Below are 21283 nucleotides of genomic sequence, written 5' to 3'. Positions count from 1 at the left end.
CGGTACCGGCCGTCTCAGCGTTCGCGGTCCGCGAGCGCGTCCAGCAGGGCGCCCAGCTCGGCCGCCGCGCCCGGCTCCAGCGGCAGCCCGTCGAGCAGCGTACGGGCGGCGGTCAGGTGCGCGCGAGCCTCCGACAGGGCCGCGGCCCGGCCGCCCGCCGCCTCGATGAGCGCCGCCGCCTCCGCCGTACGGCCCGGCGCCCGCAGCAGGTCGTGCAGGCGGTCACCCTCGGGCGAGGCGAGCGCCGTCAGTACCGGGTACGTCTTCTTGCCCTCGCGCAGGTCCCCGCCCACCGGCTTGCCGGTGACCTCGCTGCGCCCCCAGACGCCCAGCACGTCGTCGGCGAGCTGGAAGGCGACCCCCGCGTGCCGCCCGGCCCGGTCCAGCGCGGCGACGACCGGGCGCGGAGCCCCGCCCAGCAGCGCGCCGAGCGCGAGCGAACAGCCCAGCAGCGCCCCCGTCTTGCCCTCCGCCATCACCCGGTACTCCTCCGGCGTCACCGCCTCCGGGCCGGTCCAGGGGCGGGCGGCGAACAGCAGGTCGTCGGCCTGCCCCCGCATCAGGTCGGCCAGCGCGCCGGAGAGCAGCCGTACCCCGCCGGGCACGTCCGCCAGGGTGCCGACCGCCAGCGCGAACAGGGCGTCCCCGGCCAGCACCGCGGGGCCCGTGCCGTACGCCTTCCACAGCGCGGGTCGGCCGCGCCGGGTGGTGTCGCCGTCCATGATGTCGTCGTGCAGCAGCGAGAAGACGTGCACCAGCTCCACCGCGACAGCGCCCGGCACCCCCGCCCCGGCGTCCGCGCCGACCGCCCGCGCCCCGAGCACCGCCAGCGCCTGCCGCACCCCCTTGCCGCCCGCCTCCGCGCCGTCGCACCAGCCGAAGGAGTACGCGGCCAGCTCGGCCAGCCACGGGTGCAGCCCGGCGACCGCCTCCCGCAGCGCGGGCCGCACCAACTCACGTGCCTCGCCCAGCGCTTCGGTCCCCGAGATCCGCTCCGCGCGGAACACCGCCGTCACCGGGCGCCCTCCGTCTCGGGCACGAACTCGGCCTGCGCCCGCGCCACCATCTCCCGCGCGTGCCGCAGCCCCGACCGCTCCAACACCACCGCCAGGTCGGCCAGTTCGGCCGCCGTCTCCTCCGGGTCACGGCCCAGGCGGGCCAGGGACTTGGCCAGACCGAGACGGGACAGCGCCTCGCCCCGGGGCTCGTCCATCGTGCGGAACTCGGACAGCGCCAGGCCGTACAGGTCCCGCGCCTCCTGGTAACGCCCGGCGCGGTAGAAGACGTTGCCGCGCATCTTGTGGTTGTAGGCGAGCGCGCTGGACAGCTTCATCGTCCGGCACGTCTCCTCCGCCCGCGACAGCAGCTCCAGCGCCCGGCCGGTGTCCCCGTCGCGCGCCGAGAGGATGTCCGCGAGACCGCGCAGCGCCCAGGCGTGCCCGCGCCGGTCGTCGGCGCGCCCGGCTATCTCCGCCGCCTCCTCGAACAGCGCGTACGCCCGGTCGAAGTCGCCGGTGTTGCGGTGCATCTGCGCGATGCCCTCCAGCGCCCACACCGTGTGCCGGGCCTCCCCGCGCCTGCGGGCCTCGGCCAGCAGCTGTTCGTGCAGGCGGCCGACCGCCGCGTAGTCGCCCTGGATGCGCCCGGTCTCCGCGAGCCCGGCCAGCGAGTAGCCCCGGACCACGACGTCCCCGCCGCGCTCGCCGAGTTCGGCCGCCAGTCCCAGCAGCCGCCAGGCCAGCGGGAATGCCCCGCGCTGCCGGGCCAGCGTGCCCCCGCTCCACAGCGCCCACGCCATCGCCGCGGTGTCCCCGGCCGTGCGGGCCGCCCGGTAACTCGCCTTCCACGCGCGGTCCGCCTCCGCCGTGCTGCCGAGCCGCCGGTGCGCCTCGGCCACCGCGAGACCGCAGCGGGCCACCTCGGCGGGGTGCCCCGCCCGCTCGGCCTCCCGCAGCCGCTCCAGCCCCTCGGCCAGCACATCGGTGAGCGAGGAGTTGACGGACAGGGTGGTCAGGGCGCCCTGGTACTCCGGGGCGAAAGCCTTGCCGTACATGTGAACCCTTCTATACACCACGTGTATACGCGTCGCGTATAGCACGCGGGCGAATCGCCCCGGTCCACCGGGGGGCCGGGGCGTGGTCGGTCGTGGGGCAAGACGCGGGTACGGCGACGGGGGTTGCCCGTGCGACGCGGATCACTCCGAGCCGCGCGGGAACCCCCGTACGGAATCAGTGCTGTTGGGGCTTCTGCGGGGTGGCCTCGCTCGGCCGGACCACCACGACGCCCTCACCCTGGAGCATCAGCTGCACCGCCTCGCCCGAACCGCCGCGCAGCATCGACCCTATGGACTGCGAACGGTGCAGCGAGGTCCGCAGGTTCGCGGTCCAGCCGACCACCGCGTCCGTGTCGACGTACACCGGCGCCTGCTCGGAGACCGGGATCACCAGCGGGTTGCCCTCGCACATCAGGCCCAGTCGGCCGTGTCCGCTGAACACGCTGTTGAACAGGCCGCCGCCCGCGATGCCGGAGCCCTTCACCGTCTTGATCTCGTACGACAACGAGGCGTCGAAACACAGCACGTTGCGGCCGTTGACGGTGAACTGGTCACCGGGCTCCACCTCGACGATGAAACAGTTCTGCGCCTCGTGCGCGAACCACGCCTCACCCCGCCCGCGCACCGCCATCAGCGGCAGCCCCTCGCCGGTCATCGCGCGCTTGAGCATGCCGCCCACGCCCTGGCCCTTGCGCTCGAACTGGAGGCTGCCCCGGTGGGCGATCATCGCGCCCTGCCGGGCGAGCATCTCACCGTCCACCGCGTACCTGACGCACTTGCCGTTCTCCAACGCCATTCCCGGCTCGACGGCCGGACGGACCATGTGCTCACTGGAAAAGAGATCACCCTTCATGAGCGCATGGTGTCCCGGACGGACCCGTTCCGCCAAGATCGCGGAGCGGACGGGTCGTCCGGGAGAGGGAGTTCAGCGCTCCGAGGCAGGAGCCATGTCGGCGTTGCGCTCCACCAGCGCCGGACCACGCCGCTGCTTGGCGGTCTTCCCGCAGAACGCCGGTTCCAGGGCGCCCGCGAGCGCGTTGAGGACCTTGCCGTTGTTGGAGGTGGTGGCCACCGCCGTCAGCGCCCGCTTGCCGTCCTTCGTGGCGAACGCGTAGGTGTAGTAGCCCTGCACCGCGCCCGTGTGCCCGTACACCGAGATCCCGCAGGACAGGTCCCGGCGGCGCAGCCCGAGGCCGTACGCGGTGGTGGTGTCGACCTTGGTGAAGCGCTCCATCTGCGCGAGTCCGGCGGGGGAGAGCAGCCTGCCGCCGAGCAGTGCTCCGAGGAAGGTGTTGAGGTCCTTGGCGGTGGAGATGACGGCGCCCGCGCTCTGCGCCCAGGACACGGTCTGCTCGGTCGCGTCGACCAGCGGGTCACCGGCCCGGTCCGGGGTGAGATAGCCGCGGGCGAACCGGCCGGGGATCGTGGTGGCGGGGTGGACGTAGAAGGTGTCCCGCAGCTTCAGCGGCCCCGTGATCCGGTTCTGGTACGCCTCCTTGACGGGGCGTCCGGTGATCTTCTCGATGAGCATGCCCGCGACCACGAAGTTGGTGTTGGAGTACGAGTAGGCCGCGCCGGGCGCGTTGACGCGCGGCTTCTTCAGGGAGAGCGCGACCAACTGGGGGTAGGTGAACACCTTCTTGCGCACGCTCTCGAAGCCCGAGACGCTCTCGGCGAACATGTCGTTGGTGTAGTCGTACAGACCGCTGCGGTGGCTCAGTACGTGCCGCACCGTGATGGCGTCGCTCGGCAGCAGCTTCGGCAGATACCGGTTCACCGGGGCGTCCAGGTCCAGCTTGCCCTCGTCGGCCAGTTGGAGGAGGACGACCGAGGAGAACGTCTTGGTCACGCTGCCGATGCGGAACCGGTCGGCCGTGCTCGCCGCGCGGCCGGTGCCCCGGTCGGCGACGCCCCGGCTGATCAGATGGCTGCGGCCCTGGTCGTCGATCCGGGCCAGCGCGGCCGGGGCGCCCTGGGTGCGGACCGTGCGCAGCACCCCGTCCACGCCCGCCGTGTCGGGCGCGGGGAGTGCGGCCGCCGAGCCCTTCTCCCCGGTCGCCGCCTGTGCCGGGACGACGAGGAGCGACAGCGCCACCGCCCCGAGCACCGCGCTCCTGCCCACCGTTGCCGAGACCATCAGGTCACCACTCCCGTCCACACCGCCGTTGCTGCGACATGCGTCACATTCCGGCCTGGAACCTAGGGGATTGACGGCCCGTCTCCCCAGTCGACACACAGTCGGCCAGGTGGCGATCACTCCGGGGTGTCCTTTGGGCAAAGGATTGTCCTGGAGAACAGCGAAATGGATCATTCCTTCTTTACGTGGCCATGACTCATCCGAAAGGGTGAACCTTCGGGGCGCGACCCGCCTGCCCCGATGGCCGCCCCACGGCGCCATGTGTCACGGCGGCCGGTGCGTCCGGCCGCCGTCGAACGAAGGAACAACCCCTGGTGCGCAGACCGCACATACGCAGTGTGGCCGTCGCCGTCGCGGTGGCGACGGCGGCCACGGGCCTGGCCGGTACGGCCTTCGCCCGCCCCGCGCCTTCGACGGCCCGCACGGGCGCCGAAGGCGTCCGGACCGCCGCACGGACCGCCCCCGTGGTGAACGCCGCCCGCGCGGCCGCCTTCGCCCACGCCGACGCCTCCGGGGTCGGCACGGGTGACGAACTCCGCACGCAGGACGTCATGTTCGACCCCGAGGGCGGGCGCCATGTCCGCTTCCAGCGTGCCCACGGCGGCATGCCGGTGCTCGGCGGCGACCTCGTCGTCCACCTCGACCGGCAGCTCGCCTACACCGGCGTGACCACCGCGGCCGGCCAGGCCGTGCGGGCCAGCGCCTCCGAGGCCCGGATCACCCCCAGGCAGGCAGCCGCCACGGCGGCCGACGCCGCCGAGGGTGACGCCGGAAGAGCCGAACTCGTCGTCGACGCGCGCGACGGAGAGACCGCCCTCGCCTACCAGGTCACCGTCACCGGCAGCACCCTGGGCGGCGCGAGCGGCTCCCGCACGGTCGTCGTGGACGCCGTCACCGGCGAGGTCCGCAGCAACACCCCGGACGCGGACGAGTTCCTCTCGCCCAAGCTCCGCACGGCGCTGCGGGCGCGCGGCGAGACGGTCACCCCGTCCACCTCCGCCCAGTCCGCGCCGAGCCTCCTCGCGGGCATCACCTCGGGCGCCTCGGGCTACCCGGCCACCGCGCGCGGCACCGGCAGGACCCTGTTCGTGGGCAGCGTCCCGCTGACCACCACGCAGACCTCGCGCGGCCACTTCCAGCTCAAGGACCCGACCCGGCACAACACCGAGACGCGGGACGCCAAGGGCACGTACACCGAGACCTTCGGCAGCGGCAGCGCCATCACCGGCACCACCAACACCTGGGGCAACGGCACCACCGGCAACCGCGACAGCGCGGCCGCGGACGCCCAGTTCGGCATCACCAAGACGCTGGACTTCTACAAGTCGACCTTCAACCGCGCGGGCATCACCAACAGGGGCACCGCCGCCCGCGCGATGGTCCACTGGGGCCGCAAGGTCGGCAACGCCTTCTGGGACCCGGCCTGCGGCTGCATGCTGTACGGCGACGGCGACAACATGATCAAGAAGCCGCTGGTGGTCCTCGACGTCACCGGCCACGAGCTGACCCACGGCGTGGTCGACGCCACCGCCAAGCTGGAGCCGACCTACGTCGACGCGAGGGGCAACCAGTACGGCGAACCCGGCTCGCTCAACGAGTCCCTCGCCGACATCTTCGGCTCCAACGTGGAGTTCTACGCCGACAACGCGAAGAACCCGCCGAACTACCTGGTGGGCGAGAAGCTGGGCCTGAGCCAGAAGTTCCTGCGCCGCCTCGACCGCCCCTCCCTGGACAAGCTGGAGGGCACCGTCGACTACTGGTCGACGGCCACGTACGACACCGAGGTGCACGCCGGTTCCGGCGTCTCCTCGCACGCGTACTACCTCCTCGCCGAGGGCAGCGGCAAGAAGAGGATCGGCGGGGTCTCCTACGACTCCCCGACCTACGACGGCGGCGCCGTCAAGGGCATCGGCCGCACCAAGGCCACGGCGATCTTCTACCGCGCCCTGACCCGCTACATGGTTTCCACCACCGACTTCCACGACGCCCGCGTGGCGACGCTGAACGCGGCCAGGGACCTGTACGGCGCGAGCAGCACCGAGTACCGGACCGTCGACCGGGCCTGGGCCGCGGTCAACGTCAAGGCCGCCAACACCCCGGCGAACCGCTGACGCACACCGGCTCCGACCAGGCCCCGTCCCGCTTCCGCGCGGGGCGGGGCCCTCGTCGTTGAGCGGACACGCACCGTACCGAGGTGCGGGGCGCGGGTGTCGGCGGGACCATCGCAGGCATGGGCCAGACGAAGGAACCGGCCAGGTGAGCGGCCGGGGGAGAGCCTGCCGGGCGGCGGCCGTCCTGCTGCTCACCCTCGCCGGTCAGGCGCCGCCCGCCCTCGTGGCCGCGCCGCCCGCCGGGGCCACCGTGCGCGGTTCCGGCGTCGTCACCTGGGCGGCGAGCGCACAGCGCCTCGGGCAGGGCGCCGACCGGTCCTACCGGCTGATCGTGAGGGTCAGCGCGGGCGGGAGCGACCTGCGCGTCCGGCTCTCCAACGCCTACGGGGACCGTCCGCTCACCGTCGACGCCGCCCACGCGGGCCTCCAGGCCGAGGGGGCGTCCCTGAAGCCTCGCAGCAACCGGGCCCTCACCTTCGACGGCGACCCCACCGTCACCGTCCCGGCGGGCGGCACCGCCTGGAGCGACCCCCTGCCCGGCCGTGTCCCGGCCGGGGCCCGCCTCGCCGTCAGCCTGCGCACCCCCGACGCCCACGGGCCCGCCACCGGCCACGAGATGGCCCTGACCACGTCCTACCTCGGCGAGGACGCCGACCCCGGCGGCGACGGCGACACCGGCTGGACCCTCACCACCGGCTCCTGGTGGTACCTCGATGCCGTCTCCGTACGCCCCGCACACCCCCGTACCGGCGCGGTCGTCGCGCTCGGGGACTCCATCACCGACGGCTGGGGGTCCACGCCCGGACGCGACCGGCGCTGGCCCGACGACCTCGCCCGGCGGCTGCGCGCGGACGGCACGGGCGTCGCCAACGCGGGGATATCCGGCAACCGGGTCCTCAGCGACAACCACGGTGGCCCGAGCGCCGTCCGCCGACTGGAACGGGACGTGCTCTCCCAGCCCGGCGTGCGCGCGGTGATCCTGTACGAGGGCGTCAACGACCTCAAGGCGAAGGACGGGGCGAGCGCGGCCGAGATCGTCGCGGGCTACCGGGAGATCACCAAGCGGGCCCACGCGGCGGGCCTCTGCGTGATCGGCGCCACCGTCGCCCCCTTCAAGGGCTGGCTCCAGTGGGACCCGGACGCGGAGACGGTACGCCGGGAGGTCAACCAGCGGATGCGCGCCGACGCCCACTTCGACGCCGTGGCCGACGTCGACCGCGCCCTGCGCGACCCCGACGACCCCGAGCGGCTGCGCCCGGACCTCGACGCGGGCGACCACCTCCACCCCGACGACGAGGGCATGCGGGCCATCGCCGGGGCGGTCGACCCCGCGAGCCTCGACTGCCGCCGCTGAGGCTCAGCTCAGCAACCGCTCCCAGCCCGCCGGAACCCGTCCGGCCGGGCCCGGCACCGGCTGGTCGGCCGGGTGGCTCTCCGGGGGCGCCAGCGTGGGACCGGACTCGTACACCTCCTGCGTGGCGTAATTCCAGAACCAGTCCTCGCCCGGCTCGAAGCTGCGGAGCACCGGATGGCCGGTGGCCCGGTAGTGCGCGGTGGCGTGCTTGCCCAGCGAGTCGTCACAGCACCCGATGTGCCCGCACCGCGCGCAGCGGCGCAGATGGAACCACCAGCTGTCCGTCTTCTCGCACTCCACGCACCCCGTACCGCTCGGCGGCACGGACGGGTCGATCGCGGTGTCCTCACTCATGCGCCCTCCTGGGTTCTCTCGGATTCCGTACCGGTGGCCAGCGGAAGGCGGACCTGGAAGCGGGTGTCGCCGGGGGCCGACTCCAGCAGCAGGGTGCCGTGGTGCTTGTCGACGACGATCCGCCGCGAGATGTCCAGCCCCAGACCGGTGCCCGCGCCGACCGGCTTGGTGGTGAAGAACGGGTCGAAGATCCGGTCCCGGATCTCCGGTGGGACCCCCGGCCCGGTGTCCCCGAACTCCACCAGCGCCACCTCCCCGTCCCGAGCCGTCCGCACGGTCAGCGTGCCCCCGCCGCCGTCCTGGGTCATCGCGGCCACCGCGTTGTCGATCAGGTTGGTCCACACCTGGTTCAGCTCCGCCGGATACCCCGGCAGCGAGGGCAGCGTACGGTCGTAGGCGCGCACCACCTCGATGTGCGGGCCGAGCTTCCCGGACAGCATCAGCAGGGTGCTGTCGAGGAGTTCGTGCACGTCCACCACCCGGAACGGCGCCCGGTCCAGCTGGGTGTACTGCTTGGCGGCGTCGACCAGCTGGGAGACGCGGGTGGTGGCGTCCTCGATCTCGTTCATCAACAGCTCGGTCTCGATGGTGTAGTTGAGCCAGCCCACCGCGCCGCCCAGGATCTCCTGGTCCACCGTCGAGGCCACCCGCTCCAGCCAGTCGGCGTCCAGCCCGGCCTGCACGAACACCGGCGCGAGCCGCCAGCCGTCCGCGATGCCGTGGTCGGTCAGCCAGTCGGCGAGCGCGTCCTCCCGGTCGGCCGCCTCCAGCGGACCGAGCACCGGCGCCTTGGCGACCCGCTCGGCGGTGCGCTCCTGGATCTCGATCAGGCTCGCCAGCGCGTCCCGGGAGAACGGCCCCTCGGCGATCAGCGCCAGCTTGTGCCGCATCCGCGCCACCCGCTCCCGCAGGGTGGAGGTGGCCCGCACCGCTGCCGCCGCCGGATTGTTCAGCTCATGGGTGAGCCCCGCCGACAACGAGCCCAGCGCCAGCAGGCGTTCGCGCTGCCCGATGGCCGCCTGCGCGCTCTTGGTGCCGAAGAACAGCCCCTCCAGCAGATGCACCGCCATCGGGAACCAGGCCCGCATGACCTCCGCGAACACCGGAGCGGGCAGCACGAAGAACCGCGTCGGCTCGGTCACCCGCATCGAGTTGTTGTACGCCTGCCGCACCCGGTCCCCGAGATACGCCTGCATCGCGCCGCCGTACACCCCGCGCTGCGCGGTCCGGGACACCTCCACGTCCTCGGCGCCGATCCGCCGCGAGAGCACGACCGCGCCCTCGATCAGCACATAGAAACAGGTCGCCGGATCGCCCTCGGTGTACACCGGGCCCGGCTCGAACAGCTCCACCCGGCCCTCCCGGCACAGCCGCCCCAACTGCTCGGGCGACAGCCGCTCGAAGAGGAACAGACCGCCGATCTCGCCGGGGCTGCACGGCATCGGCCGCCCGCTCACGACTGCTCCAGATACCGGTGGACGAGCATCACGGCCATGGCTCCCTCTCCTACGGCGGACGCGACCCGCTTGGCCGACTCCGCGCGCGCGTCGCCCGCCACGAACACGCCGGGCACACTGGTCTCCAGGTGGTACGGCGGCCGGTTCAGCTCCCAGCCCTCCGGCATCTCCCCGTCCACGGTCAGATCCGGCCCGGCCAGGATGAACCCGCGCCCGTCCCGGCGTACGGTCCCGTCCAGCCAGCCGGTCAGCGGGGCGGCGCCGATGAACACGAACACCCACTGCGCGTCGACCTGTTCGGCCTCACCTGTGTCCACCTGACGTAGCGTCAACCGCTCCAGCCGGTCCGAGCCGTGCGCCGCCTCCACCTCCGTGCGGGCGCGCACCGAGATGTTCGGGGCCTCGGCGATCTGCTGGACCAGGTACTGCGACATCGACGCCGACACGTCCGGCCCGCGCACCAGCAGCGTCACCGACTTGGCGAACCGGGACAGGTACATCGCCGCCTGACCCGCCGAGTTGGCACCGCCCACCACGAACACGTCGTGCCCCTGGCAGGACGGCGCCTCGGTCAGCGCCGAGCCGTAGAACACCCCGCAGCCGGTCAGCCCGGCACAGCCCTCGGCGGTCAGCCGCCGGTACTGCACCCCCGTCGCCAGGATCACGCTGTGCGCGCCGATCGCGGAACCGTCCGCGAACCGGACGATCCGCGCCGCGCCGTTGACCTCGAGCCCCGTCACCTCCCGCGCGGTGAGGATCTCCGCCCCGAACCGGGTCGCCTGTCTGCGGGCCCGGTCGGTGAGCTGGGCGCCGGAGACACCGTCGGGGAAGCCGAGGTAGTTCTCGATCCGGGAGCTCTGCCCGGCCTGCCCGCCCGTAGCCGAACGCTCCAGCAGGACCGTGCGCAACCCCTCCGACGCCCCGTACACCGCCGAGCCGAGCCCGGCCGGGCCGCCGCCGATCACCACCAGGTCGTAGAAGTCGGCCGTCGGCGTCGTCGCCAGCCCCACCCGCGCGGCCAGTTCGGGAGCCTCGGGCTCGACCAGCACCCCGCCGTCCGGAGTGATCACCAGCGGCAGCCGCTGCCCGTCCTGCCCGGCCGCCGCCAGCAGCCGCCGCCCCTCCGGCTCCTCCACCGAGTACCAGCGGTACGGCACCTGGTTGCGGGCCAGGAACTCGCGCACGTCCGACGACCGCGCCGACCAGCGGTGGCCCACCACCTTCATGAACGGCACCGGCCGGTGGTCCCCGGCCCGCCAGGCCGCCAGCAGGTCGTCCACCACCGGGTACAGCTTCTCCTCCGGCGGGTCCCAGGGCTTGAGCAGATAGTGGTCCAGGTCCACCACGTTGATCGCGTCGATCGCCGCCCCGGTGTCCGCGTACGCCGTCAGCAGCACCCGCCGCGCCCCCGGATGCACGTCCATCGCGCGCTCCAGGAACTCGATGCCGTTCATCACCGGCATCCGGTAGTCCGCCAGGATCACCGCCACCGGATCACCGCGCAGCTTCAGCTCGCGCAGCGCCTCAAGCGCCGACTCGCCGGACTCCGCGCGCACCACGCGGTACGACGCGCCGTAGCGCCGCCGCAGATCGCGGGCGACGGCGCGGGACACGCCGGGATCGTCGTCCACGGTCATCAGGACGGTCCGCGCTGCGTCGGTCGGCTGTGCCATGCGTTCTCACCCCGAGCGGTCGGGTGCACGGGACGGTGTCGCTGGTCCCTCGCGCCGGTTCCCGCCCATCGTATGTGCGTTTCTCCCGCTTCGCCCCGGTGTGCTCCGGCCGCCGGGTGGCGGACGCACCCGCCCGCTGTGGCAGGGTCATGGCGACGACGGATCACGCCGGACGACGAGGAGACCGCACGCATGACACGCCCGATCACGGCAGGGGTGGACGGTACCGAGGAGAGCCTGGCGGCGCTGGACTGGGCGGCCCGCGAGGCCGTGCGCCGGGGACTGCCGCTGCGCGTGGTGCACGCCTGGGAGCAGGTCGGGGCACTGCCCGTAGACCGGGACACCCAGCTCGGCTGGGTCGAGGAGGGCATCGGCGGCACGGTCCGCGCCCTCGCCGGACGGCACCCCGGACTGGACGTGCGCACCGAGCTGACCGAGCTGAACGAGGGCGACGCCGTGGACGCCCTCCTCGCGGCCGGGGCGGACGCCGAGGCGCTGGTCCTCGGCACCCGCGGGCACGGCGCGGTGGTCGGCTTCCTGCTCGGCTCGGTCGGCCTCCGGGTCGTCGCCGAGACCACGCGGCCGGTGATCCTGGTGCGCGCCGGGGACCGGGCCGAGGCCGAGGCCGCCGGACGCGAGATCGTCGTCGGCCAGCACGGCACCCCGGAGGACAGCGCCGCCGCGCTGCGCTTCGCCTTCGAGACGGCGGCCGCCCGCGGCGCCACCGTCCGCGCGGTACGCGCCTGGACCCTGCCGCCCGTCTTCGCCTACAGCCCCGGCTCGCTGAAGCTGCTGGACGACGCGGGCGGCCTCGAACCGTACGAGAAGCGGGCCCTGGCCGACGCGCTCGCGCCCTGGCGGGAGCGGTTCCCCGGCGTGCCCGTCGTCGAGCACGTCGAGATGGGCAGCGCCGGACAGGTGCTGGTCTCCCAGGCCGCGCGGGCCCAGCTCCTCGTGGTGGGCCGCCGGGCACGCCGTACGGCGGTCGGCGCCCGGATCGGCTCGGTCGCGCACGGGGTGCTGCACCACGCGGGCAGCCCGGTCGCCGTGGTCCCGCAGGACCGGCCCGGCGCCGAACCGGCCTGACGCTCAGGACGCCCGGTCGCGGGCCCGCTCGACGGCGGCCCGTACCGGGCCCTCGTACAGCGGGCCGTGGCCGGGCAGCAGGAGGTCGCCCTCCAGCGCGGCGACGAGGTCCAGCGAGGTCACGGCCCGCTCCGTCTCGTGGTGGAAGAAGCCGTGCAGCATCTGCGGACCCTGGACGCGGGAGGTCGCGTGCCCGGTGATCAGGGCGTCGCCGGAGATCACGACGCCCGCCTCGGGCAGGTGGTAGACGCAGTGCCCGTCGGTGTGGCCGGGGGTGTGCACGGGCACCGGGCGCCCCGGCAGGTCGAGGGCGCCTCCGGCGGCGAACGGCTCGGGCTTCACCACCGGGTGCTGCTCGATGCCGCCCACCTTGATCACATGCACCGCCCACGGCACCACACCGGGCCGCCAGGCGTTGCGCACCACGTCACCGATCGAGCACTGCTGGAGGAAGTCCCGCCGGGCGTGCGGGACTTCGGCCGGATGCAGCAGCACCGGCGTGCCGTGGGCCGCGCGCAGGTACTCGGCCGAGCCGAGGTGGTCGTTGTGCGCGTGGGTGATCAGGACCGCCGTCACCGCCTCGGGTGAACTGCCCACGGCGGCAAGGGATTCGAGCAGTCCCTGCCGGTCTCCCGGATAGCCGGTGTCGATGAGCGTGACGGCGTCGCCGTCCTTCAGGATCACCCAGTTGACGTGGTGCCCGCGCACCAGATGGACGCCGTCCGCGACTTGCTGTACCTGTGCCCGCATGTTCCCTCGGATTCCGGCCGGTTGTGTACCGCGCCAGCCAATCAGACGCCGGGGTCAGCGCACCCCGCGCGGCCGGAACTGGACGCTGATCCGGGGCCCGGCGGCGCGCGCCGACTTGGGGACGCAGTGCTCCCAGGTGCGCTGGCAGGAGCCGCCCATCACGATCAGATCGCCGTGCCCGAGGGGTCTGCGGACCGCCACCGGGCCACCGCCCGCCGGGCGCAGCAGCAGATCGCGGGGCGCGCCGACCGAGAGGATGGCGACCATCGTGTCCTCGCGGCTGCCCCGCCCGCTCCGGTCACCGTGCCAGGCCACGCTGTCCCGCCCGTCGCGGTAGTGGCAGAGCCCGGCGGTGGCGAAGGGCTCGCCCAGCTCCGGCGCGTAGTGCACCGAGAGCGCCTCGCGGGCCTCGTCCAGCACCGGGTGGGGGAGCGGTTCCCGCTCGCGGTAGAAGGCCAGCAGGCGCGGTACGGACACCACGTTGTCGTACATCCGGCGCTGCTCGGCCCGCCAGGGGACCTCGGCGGCCAGCTGTTCGAACAGCGCGTCGGCGCCGCTCAGCCAGCCCGGCAGCACGTCGATCCAGGCCCCGGAGCCCAGGACGGTCCGGCGCAGCCCGTCGAGCGGGCCGAGGCGCAGCTCGTCGGCCTGGTCGAACAGCGAACTCTGGAGATGCGTGGACATGGGGCCAGCGTACTCCTGAATCGAAAAGATGTTCTATAGGTCGATCGTCGCGCACGAGCCCTTTCGATACATCGATGTATCGGATACATTCCCGTATCGAACGGAGGTGAGGGCGATGACGGCCCAGGACAAGGCGCCGAGAGTCACCAAGCGGCGGGCGCGGACGCGGGCCGAGCTGCTCGCCGCCGCCTTCGCGGTGTTCGCGGCCAAGGGGTTCGGGCGGGTCTCCATCGAGGAGGTCTGCGAGGCCGCCGGATACAGCCGGGGCGCCTTCTACTCCAACTTCGCCACCCTCGACGAGCTGTTCTTCGCGCTCTACCAGGAGCGTGCCGACCTCATCGCCGCCCAGGTCGCCGACGCCCTCGCCCAGGACGGCCCCGCGCTGGACGTGGCCGCCTCCGTGGACCGGGTCGCCGAGGTGCTGCTGCTCGACGTGGACTGGCTCCTGGTGAAGACCGACTTCCTGGTGCACGCCGCCCGCGACCCGGTTGTCGCCGAGGCGCTGCTCGACCACCGGGCCCGGCTGCGCGAGGCCGTCGCCGACCGGCTGCGCCGCGCCGAGGCCACCGCCACCCCGCCCGGCGGGGTGGACGCCGCCGCCCGCGCGGTCGTCGCCGCCTACGACGGGGTCACCGTCCAGCTCCTGCTGGACAAGGACGTGGACGCCGCCCGCGACTGGCTGAAGCACCTGCTCACGCCCCTGCTGTCCGGCGGCGGCGACCCGGAATGACCACCCCTGGAAGGAAGGACGAGGACTCCATGGACGCGGACGTCATAGTCGTGGGAGCGGGCCTGGCCGGCCTGGTCGCGGCGCACGAACTCACCAGCCGGGGCCGGAAGGTGGCCCTGCTGGACCAGGAGAACGCCGCCAACCTGGGCGGCCAGGCATTCTGGTCCCTCGGCGGCCTCTTCCTGGTCGACTCGCCCGAGCAGCGCCGCCTCGGCGTCAAGGACTCCCTGGACCTCGCCTGGAACGACTGGCAGGGCAGCGCGGGCTTCGACCGGACCGAGGACGAGGACTCCTGGGCGGTGCGCTGGGCCCGCGCCTACGTCGAGTTCGCGGCCGGGGAGAAGCGGTCCTGGCTGCGCGGCCACGGCATCGAGCTGCTGCCCACCGTCGGCTGGGCCGAGCGCGGCGACCTGCGCGCCGACGGCCACGGCAACTCCGTACCCCGCTTCCACATCGCCTGGGGCACCGGCACCGGCGTGGTCGAGCCCTTCGTGCGGTACGCCCGGCAGGCCGCGCGGGACGGGCTGCTGACCTTCCACCACCGGCACCGCGTCGACGAGCTGCTGATCGACGGCAACACCGCGCGCGGGGTACGCGGCACGCTGCTCGCCCCCGACGACTCGCCGCGCGGTGTCGCCTCCAACCGGGACGCGGTGGGCGAGTTCGAGCTGACCGCGCGGGCCGTCGTCCTCACCACCGGCGGCATCGGCGCCGACCACGACATCGTCCGCCGGTACTGGCCCGAACGGCTCGGCACACCCCCGGCCGACATGGTCACCGGCGTCCCCGCCTACGTCGACGGCCGCATGCTCGACATCAGCGCCGAGGCCGGGGTACGCCTGGTCAACCGGGACCGCATGTGGCACTACACCGAGGGCCTCGCCAACTGGGACCCCATCTGGCCCGGCCACGGCATCCGCATCCTCCCCGGCCCGTCCTCGATCTGGCTCGACGCCCGCGGCCGCCGCCTGCCCGACCCCTGCCTGCCCGGCTACGACACCCTCGGCACCCTGCGTCATCTGCGCACCACCGAGGACATCGCGGGATACGACCACTCCTGGTTCGTCCTCACCCGGAAGATCATCGAGAAGGAGTTCGCGCTCTCCGGCTCCGAGCAGAACCCCGACATCACCGCCAAGGACCGGGGGGCCGTGCTCCGCGACCGGGTGCTGGGCAAGGGCGCCCCGGCCCCCGTGCAGGCGTTCCTCGACAAGGGCGCGGACTTCGTCACCGCCGGGACGCTGGAGGAACTGGTCGGCAAGATGAACGGTCTCACCGGGGAAGCCCTGCTCGACCCGGCCGAGGTGCGCCGCCAGATCGAGGCCCGCGATCTCCAGCTGGCCAACCCCTACAGCAAGGACTCCCAGGTCCAGGGCATCCGCAACGCCCGCCGCTACATCGGCGACCGGCTCGGCAGGGTCGCCGCCCCGCACCGCCTCCTCGACCCCGCCGCGGGCCCGCTGATCGGGGTCCGGCTGCGCGTGCTGACCCGCAAGACCCTGGGCGGCATCCAGACCGACCTCGACTCCCGCGCCCTCGGCCTCGACGGCAGCCCGGTCGACGGGCTGTACGCGGCCGGTGAGGTGGCCGGGTTCGGCGGGGGAGGGGTGCACGGCTACAACGCGCTGGAGGGCACCTTCCTCGGCGGCTGCCTCTTCTCCGGCCGTGCCGCGGGCCGGGCGGCGGCCCGGCAGACCGGCTGAGGCGGCACGACCGGGCCCTCCGGCGCACCGTCCCACCATGGAGGGACGGTGCGCCGGAGCGCAGGACAAGCGGGGGCCCGGCGCCCTAAGGTATGGCGGAGCGATCGCCGCCGTCCCCGAAGGAGCGCACGTGACGTCCTCCCGCCGCCCGGCCGCCCGACGCCGCATCGCCCTCCTCCGCCGCGAGACGGTCCTCGCCACGGTTCCCCTCGCCGTGGCCGCCCTCCTCGGCGCCGCCGCACCCGTCGGGTCGGGCACCACCGGCGCGGCCGGGGCGGGCGACCCGTACTTCCCGCTCAGCGGCAACGGCGGCTACGACGTACGCCACTACGACCTCACCCTCGGCTACGACACCGGCTCCCGGCACCTCGACGGCACCGCCGTCCTCACCGCCCGCGCCACCCAGCGCCTCAGCCGCTTCGACCTCGACCTGAGCGGCCTCACCGTCACCTCGGTCCGCGTCGACCGCACCGACGCCCGGTTCACCCGTAAGGGTCAAGAACTCGTCGTCACCCCGAAGAACACCCTGCGCGAGGGCCAGGAGTTCAAGGTCACCGTCCGCTACCAGGGCAAGCCGAAGCCGGTCACCGACCCCGACGGCTCGACCGACGGCTGGATTCCCACCGACGACGGCGCCTTCGTCGCGGGCCAGCCGCAGGGCGCCATGACCTGGTACCCGGCCAACAACCACCCGCTGGACAAGGCGTCCTACGACTTCACGATCACCGTGCCGAAGGGCCGTACCGCCGTCGCCAACGGCGTGCTGCGCGGGCAGCGCACCGAGCACGGCCGCACCACCTTCCGCTGGCACCAGGCCGAGCCGATGGCCGCCTACCTCGCCACCGCCACCATCGGCACCTTCACGGTCCGGCGCAGCACCCTGCCCGGCGGGGTCCAGCTCTACGACGCCGTCGACCCCCGTGAGGCCCGCAAGGCCGACCCGGTGATGAAGAAGCTGCCCTCGGTGCTGAAGTGGGAGGCCGGACTGTTCGGCCCCTACCCGTACCGCGCCGCGGGCTCCATCGTCGACCACGCCCCGGACGTCGGGTACGCCCTGGAGACCCAGACCCGGCCGGTGTACGACTCGGCGCCCGACCTGGACACCCTCGTCCACGAGACCGCCCACCAGTGGTTCGGCGACTCGGTCTCGCTGACCAAGTGGCAGGACATCTGGCTCAACGAGGGCTTCGCCAGCTACACCGAATGGCTCTACGAGGAGCAGCACGGCGGCGCCAGCGCGCAGAAGACCTTCGACGGCCTCTACGCCCGCCCCGCCAAGGACAAGCTGTGGGCCTACCCGCCCGGCAACCCCGGCGACGGCGGCAAGATCTTCGGCAACCCCGTCTACGACCGGGGCGCGATGGCCCTGCACGAGGTGCGCAAGACCGTCGGTGACCGCGCCTTCCTCCGCATCCTGCGCGCCTGGGCCGCCCAGCACCGCGACGGCCACGGCACGACCGAGCAGTTCACCCGGCTCGCCGAGAAGGAGTCCGGGAAGAAGGTCGCCCCGGTGCTGCACACCTGGCTCTACACCAAGGGCAAGCCGAAGACCGCCTGACGGTCACTGCTCGCGCAGCCCCCACGGGGAGCCGTACGCGGTCAGCAGGTCGAGGAACGGGCGGGCGGGGAAGGCTTCCGGGCCCAGCACGCCCGCGCCCGACCAGGCGCCGGTGGCGAGGAGTTCCAGCGCGACCACCGGGTTCACGGCCGTCTGCCAGACCACGGCCTGGGAGCCGTACTCGGCCATCGACCACTCGTTGTCGACCACGTGGTAGAGGTACACCTCGCGCGGTGACCCGTCCTTGGTGCCCCGCACCCAGGTGCCCGCGCAGGTCTTGCCGCGCATCCGGTCGCCCAGCGTCGCCGGGTCGGGCAGCCCGGCGGCCACCACGTCACGCGGGGAGACCTCGACCGGACCGTCCGGGCCCGGCACGGTCACCGGCGCGGTGCGGTCCAGGCCCAGCTGGTGCAGCGTGCGCAGCGTGTCGGTGAACTCCCGGCCCAGCCCGTACTTGAAGGTGACCCGCCGCGCGTCCGTCCAGCGCGGCATCAGCAGCACCTCCTCGTGCTCGACGTTCACGCACTCCACCGGGCCGATGCCCTCGGGGAAGTCGAACACCTCCGGCTCGCTGAACGGCTCGGTGGTGAACCAGCCGCGCCCCTCCTCATAGACCACCGGCGGGTTCAGGCACTCCTCGATCGTGGTCCAGATGCTGAAGGAGGGCGCGAAGTCGTAGCCGTCCACGGTGAGGTTCGCGCCGTCGCGGACGCCGATCTCCTCGATCGTGTCGAAGAGTTCGTCCGCCGCGTACCGGGCGAACACGTCCGACAGGCCCGGCTCGACGCCCATGCCCACCAGCGCCAGCGCGCCCGCGCGCTCCCAGTCGGCGGCGGCCGCGAACTGCTCGTCGCCGAGCTTCACCCCGCACTCCTCGTACGGGCGCTCCGGATGCGGCCGGGACAGCGACATCGCCATGTCGACATAGGTGGCCCCGGCCGTACGGGCGGCCCGGAACAGCGGCATCACGAATCTGGGGTCGGTCGCGTTGAGCAGCACGTCGCAGCCGTGCCGTTCGAGCAGCGCGGCGACCGCCGCCTCGTCGGCCGCGTCGACCCGCTCGGCCCGGAACCGGCCCGCGTCCGCGCCGAGCGCGGCCACGGCCGCCTCCGCGCGGGCGGGGTCGTAGTCGGCCACCACCATCAGGTCGAAGAACGGACGGCGGGCCGCGATCCGGGTGACGGCGGTGCCCACACCACCGGCGCCCACGAGCAGTACACGCATGACGGAAACTCCCTGCCTGACACGGACGGGAAACGAGAACGGGACAGGCGCGCCTTGCCCCGCATCCAACGCCCCGCCCCGCGTTAAGGTCAATGGCGTTGGCATAAGGACCGCAGAGAGGGGCCTCGCCGTGCCCAAACCCGTCGTGCCCGAGGAGAAGCGCCGCAGGCGTCGGCCCACCCGCGGCGGCACCGTGCTCTCCGAGGAACTGATCGTCACCACCGCGCTGCGCCTGCTTCGCGAGCACGGCAGCGCCGGACTCACCGCGCGCCGCCTCGGCCTCGCCCTGGACTGCGACCCCAGCACCCTCTACCGGTACTTCCGCGGCATGGACGACCTCACCCTGGCCATCGGCGACGCCCTCATCGGCCAGGCCCTCGAAGGCTGGCGTCGCACCGGCCGCTGGCGCGCCGACCTGCGCGCCATCGGCACCCGCATCCACGCCGCCTACGTCGCCCACCCCCAGGCCGCGCTGCTCACGGTCAGCCGGGTCACCGGCCGCGCCCACGAACTCGCCGTCGACGAGGCCGTCCTCGACGTCCTCGCCCGCGCCGGGTTCCCGCTGCCCGAGGCGGTACGGGTCTACCACGCCTTCATCGACCAGACCCTCGCCTTCGCCGCCCTGGACGCGGCCACCCTGGCCCTGCCCAGCGCCTCCCAGCGCGCCGACGAGGACCAGTGGCACTCCACCTACGCCCGGCTGCCCCGCTCCACCCACCCGCGCATCGCCGAGGCCGCCCCGCTGCTCGCCCGGCAGATGGTGCACAGCGCCTACCCGACCGCCCTGGAGATGCTGCTGGACAGCGCGGCCGCCCGGCTCAGCGGCGCAGCGCCCGCGCCGCCGTCGCGCTGACCGCCTCGGCCAGCGCCGCCAGCGCGGGGGAGTCCAGCCGCCACTGCTGCCAGTACAGCGCCACGTCCAGCCACCGGCCCGGCGCCAGCGGCACGACCCGGCCCGCCGCGAGCAGCGGCTCCGCCTGGCACTCCGGGACCATGCCCCAGCCGAGCCCGCGCGCCACCGACTCCGCGAACCCCTCCGAGGTCGGCACGTAGTGCCGCACCGGGCCCGCGCCCGGGCCGCCGAGCCCCCGGACGAAGGCGTCCTGGAGGTCGTCCTTGTCGTCGAAGACCATCACCGGCAGCGCGCCCAGCGCCTCGGCGAGCGGCCCCGAGGGCAGCCGCGCGGCCAGCTCCGGCGCCGCCACCGGCAGATAGCGCATTTTGCCCAGCGGGCGCACCGAGCAGCCGGGCACCGGCTCCGCCGACCCCGTCACGGCCGCCATCACCAGCCCCTCGCGCAGCAGCGCCGCCGTGTGGTCCTCGTCCTCCCGGCGCAGCTCGAAACCGAGCCCCGGCACCTCGGTGAGCGCGTCCAGGAACCAGGTCGACAGCGAGTCCGCGTTCACCGCGACCGACACCCGCGTCGGCTCCCCGGCCCCGCTCATCCCCAGCTCGTCGCGGGCGTCCCGCTCCAGCCGGGCCAGCTGGCGGGCGTACCGCACCAGGACCGCGCCGGAGTCGGTCGGCCGGACCGGCTTGGTGCGCTGGAGGAGCACCCGGCCCGTCCGCTGCTCCAGCGCCTTCACCCGCTGGCTCACCGCCGACGGCGTCACATGCAGCGCGGCGGCGGCCGCGTCGAAGGTGCCCTCGTCCACCACGGCCAGCAGGGTCCGCACCTGGTCCAGGGGAAGCTCGTTCATCACGAGCACTAATGTTACGTAAGAATCTTTAGCTGTACGCGCGGTGATCCGGTCCTTAACGTCGGAGGCATGAACCACGCGCTCACCGCCGCGGCCGCGGGCTTCGGCACCGGCCTCTCCCTCATCGTCGCCATCGGCGCCCAGAACGCCTTCGTCCTGCGCCAAGGGGTCCGTCGGCACGCCGTCCTCGCCGTGGTGGGCATCTGCGCGCTCTCGGACGCCCTGCTCATCGCCCTCGGTGTCGCCGGGGTCGGCGCGATCGTGGTCGCCTGGCCGGACGCGGTACGGGCGGTCGGCATCGTCGGCGGCGTCTTCCTGCTCTGCTACGGCGCCCTCGCCGCCCGGCGCGTCCTGCGCCCCGGCACCGGCGGACTGAGCACCGACGGCGAGGCGGCCGGGTCGATCCGGCGCGCGGTGCTCACCTGCCTGGCGATGACCTGGCTCAACCCGCACGTCTACCTGGACACCGTCTTCCTGGTCGGCTCGCTCGCCGCCGACCGGGGCCCGCTGCGCTGGACCTTCGGGCTGGGCGCGGCCCTGGCCAGCCTGTGCTGGTTCGCCGCCCTCGGCCTCGGCGCCCGGCTGCTCGGCCGGGTCCTGGCCCGGCCGGCCGCCTGGCGGGTGCTGGACGGGCTGGTCGCCGTCACCATGCTGGGCCTGGGCGCGATGCTGCTCATCGGCGCCTGAGCGGGCAAAGGGTTCGGCTTTG

Annotated in this window: 19 protein-coding genes; 8 read left to right on the top strand and 11 right to left on the bottom strand. The window is 73.6% G+C overall.

Features of this window, described 5'->3' with window-relative positions:
- Positions 1–14 precede the first annotated feature (14 nt).
- The 4 genes from ACI2LY_RS19885 to ACI2LY_RS19870 form a co-directional block, all read right to left on the bottom strand.
- A complete protein-coding gene (locus ACI2LY_RS19885; protein WP_404708297.1) occupies positions 15–1016 on the bottom strand; it encodes a polyprenyl synthetase family protein in 1002 nt (333 codons plus the stop codon).
- Entirely contained in the window at positions 1013–2053 is a 1041-nt protein-coding gene (locus tag ACI2LY_RS19880; protein WP_404708296.1) for a tetratricopeptide repeat protein, read from the bottom strand. Before ACI2LY_RS19880 ends, ACI2LY_RS19885 begins: the two co-directional genes overlap by 4 nt.
- Positions 2054–2228: 175 nt before the next feature.
- On the bottom strand, positions 2229–2906 hold the full coding sequence (locus ACI2LY_RS19875; RefSeq protein ID WP_404708295.1) for an AIM24 family protein: 678 nt from the start codon (positions 2904–2906) through the stop codon (positions 2229–2231).
- A gap of 72 nt (positions 2907–2978) precedes the next feature.
- Positions 2979–4190 carry a serine hydrolase domain-containing protein gene (locus ACI2LY_RS19870; protein WP_404708294.1) on the bottom strand — a complete coding sequence of 404 codons (1212 nt, stop codon included), beginning with the start codon at positions 4188–4190 and terminating at the stop codon, positions 2979–2981.
- A 314-nt stretch (positions 4191–4504) separates the two neighbouring features.
- Here ACI2LY_RS19870 and ACI2LY_RS19865 point away from each other — a divergent pair, with 314 nt between their 5' ends.
- Entirely contained in the window at positions 4505–6301 is a 1797-nt protein-coding gene (locus ACI2LY_RS19865; RefSeq protein ID WP_404708293.1) for a M4 family metallopeptidase, read from the top strand.
- A gap of 145 nt (positions 6302–6446) precedes the next feature.
- Complete coding sequence (locus ACI2LY_RS19860; protein WP_404708292.1) at positions 6447–7655, top strand: SGNH/GDSL hydrolase family protein; 1209 nt, start codon at positions 6447–6449, stop codon at positions 7653–7655.
- 3 nt (positions 7656–7658) lie between these two features.
- On the opposite strand, the gene ACI2LY_RS19855 is transcribed toward ACI2LY_RS19860, so the two are convergent.
- Genes ACI2LY_RS19855 through ACI2LY_RS19845 form a run of 3 tightly spaced genes read right to left on the bottom strand, consistent with a single transcriptional unit; the run spans position 7659 to position 11139 of the window.
- On the bottom strand, positions 7659–8009 hold the full coding sequence (locus ACI2LY_RS19855) for a UBP-type zinc finger domain-containing protein (RefSeq protein ID WP_404708291.1): 351 nt from the start codon (positions 8007–8009) through the stop codon (positions 7659–7661).
- Entirely contained in the window at positions 8006–9466 is a 1461-nt protein-coding gene (locus tag ACI2LY_RS19850) for an ATP-binding protein (RefSeq protein ID WP_404708290.1), read from the bottom strand. Before ACI2LY_RS19850 ends, ACI2LY_RS19855 begins: the two co-directional genes overlap by 4 nt.
- Positions 9463–11139, bottom strand: coding sequence for an FAD-dependent oxidoreductase (locus ACI2LY_RS19845; protein WP_404708289.1), 1677 nt, complete (start codon positions 11137–11139; stop codon positions 9463–9465). Before ACI2LY_RS19845 ends, ACI2LY_RS19850 begins: the two co-directional genes overlap by 4 nt.
- Positions 11140–11331: 192 nt before the next feature.
- On the opposite strand from ACI2LY_RS19845, the gene ACI2LY_RS19840 reads away from it, so the two are divergent.
- Positions 11332–12225 (top strand): universal stress protein, encoded by an 894-nt coding sequence (locus ACI2LY_RS19840; protein WP_404708288.1) that lies wholly within the window; start codon positions 11332–11334, stop codon positions 12223–12225.
- A 3-nt stretch (positions 12226–12228) separates the two neighbouring features.
- On the opposite strand, the gene ACI2LY_RS19835 is transcribed toward ACI2LY_RS19840, so the two are convergent.
- Both ACI2LY_RS19835 and ACI2LY_RS19830 read right to left on the bottom strand, forming a co-directional pair.
- Positions 12229–12975 carry an MBL fold metallo-hydrolase gene (locus ACI2LY_RS19835; RefSeq protein ID WP_404708287.1) on the bottom strand — a complete coding sequence of 249 codons (747 nt, stop codon included), beginning with the start codon at positions 12973–12975 and terminating at the stop codon, positions 12229–12231.
- 54 nt (positions 12976–13029) lie between these two features.
- Positions 13030–13659: an alpha-ketoglutarate-dependent dioxygenase AlkB gene (locus tag ACI2LY_RS19830; protein WP_404708286.1), complete on the bottom strand. Its 630-nt coding sequence runs from the start codon at positions 13657–13659 to the stop codon at positions 13030–13032.
- Between the two features lie 115 nt (positions 13660–13774).
- Between ACI2LY_RS19830 and ACI2LY_RS19825 the strand changes: the two genes are divergently transcribed.
- The 3 genes from ACI2LY_RS19825 to ACI2LY_RS19815 all read left to right on the top strand — a co-directional run bounded on the left by ACI2LY_RS19825 (position 13775) and on the right by ACI2LY_RS19815 (position 17650).
- A complete protein-coding gene (locus ACI2LY_RS19825; protein WP_404708285.1) occupies positions 13775–14389 on the top strand; it encodes a TetR/AcrR family transcriptional regulator in 615 nt (204 codons plus the stop codon).
- A 29-nt stretch (positions 14390–14418) separates the two neighbouring features.
- Positions 14419–16092 carry an FAD-binding dehydrogenase gene (locus tag ACI2LY_RS19820; RefSeq protein ID WP_404708754.1) on the top strand — a complete coding sequence of 558 codons (1674 nt, stop codon included), beginning with the start codon at positions 14419–14421 and terminating at the stop codon, positions 16090–16092.
- 130 nt (positions 16093–16222) lie between these two features.
- The gene (locus ACI2LY_RS19815; protein WP_404708284.1) at positions 16223–17650 is read left to right on the top strand and encodes a M1 family metallopeptidase; all 1428 of its coding nucleotides are present in this window, start codon (positions 16223–16225) and stop codon (positions 17648–17650) included.
- Positions 17651–17653: 3 nt separating this feature from the next.
- Here ACI2LY_RS19815 and ACI2LY_RS19810 read toward each other — a convergent pair whose 3' ends face one another.
- Positions 17654–18874 carry a saccharopine dehydrogenase family protein gene (locus ACI2LY_RS19810; RefSeq protein WP_404708283.1) on the bottom strand — a complete coding sequence of 407 codons (1221 nt, stop codon included), beginning with the start codon at positions 18872–18874 and terminating at the stop codon, positions 17654–17656.
- 130 nt (positions 18875–19004) lie between these two features.
- Here ACI2LY_RS19810 and ACI2LY_RS19805 point away from each other — a divergent pair, with 130 nt between their 5' ends.
- The gene (locus ACI2LY_RS19805; RefSeq protein WP_404708282.1) at positions 19005–19727 is read left to right on the top strand and encodes a TetR/AcrR family transcriptional regulator; all 723 of its coding nucleotides are present in this window, start codon (positions 19005–19007) and stop codon (positions 19725–19727) included.
- Here the strand turns inward: ACI2LY_RS19805 and ACI2LY_RS19800 are convergent.
- The gene (locus ACI2LY_RS19800; protein ID WP_404708281.1) at positions 19693–20577 is read right to left on the bottom strand and encodes a LysR family transcriptional regulator ArgP; all 885 of its coding nucleotides are present in this window, start codon (positions 20575–20577) and stop codon (positions 19693–19695) included. The genes ACI2LY_RS19805 and ACI2LY_RS19800 overlap by 35 nt on opposite strands.
- Positions 20578–20643: 66 nt before the next feature.
- Here ACI2LY_RS19800 and ACI2LY_RS19795 point away from each other — a divergent pair, with 66 nt between their 5' ends.
- Positions 20644–21261, top strand: a complete 618-nt coding sequence (locus ACI2LY_RS19795; protein WP_388997896.1) for a LysE/ArgO family amino acid transporter — start codon at positions 20644–20646, stop codon at positions 21259–21261.
- Positions 21262–21283: the final 22 nt, after the last annotated feature.

It is taken from the genome of Streptomyces sp. NPDC002176 (assembly GCF_044903645.1).
Classification (GTDB): domain Bacteria; phylum Actinomycetota; class Actinomycetes; order Streptomycetales; family Streptomycetaceae; genus Streptomyces.
This window is presented reverse-complemented; position numbering and strand designations above follow the sequence as displayed.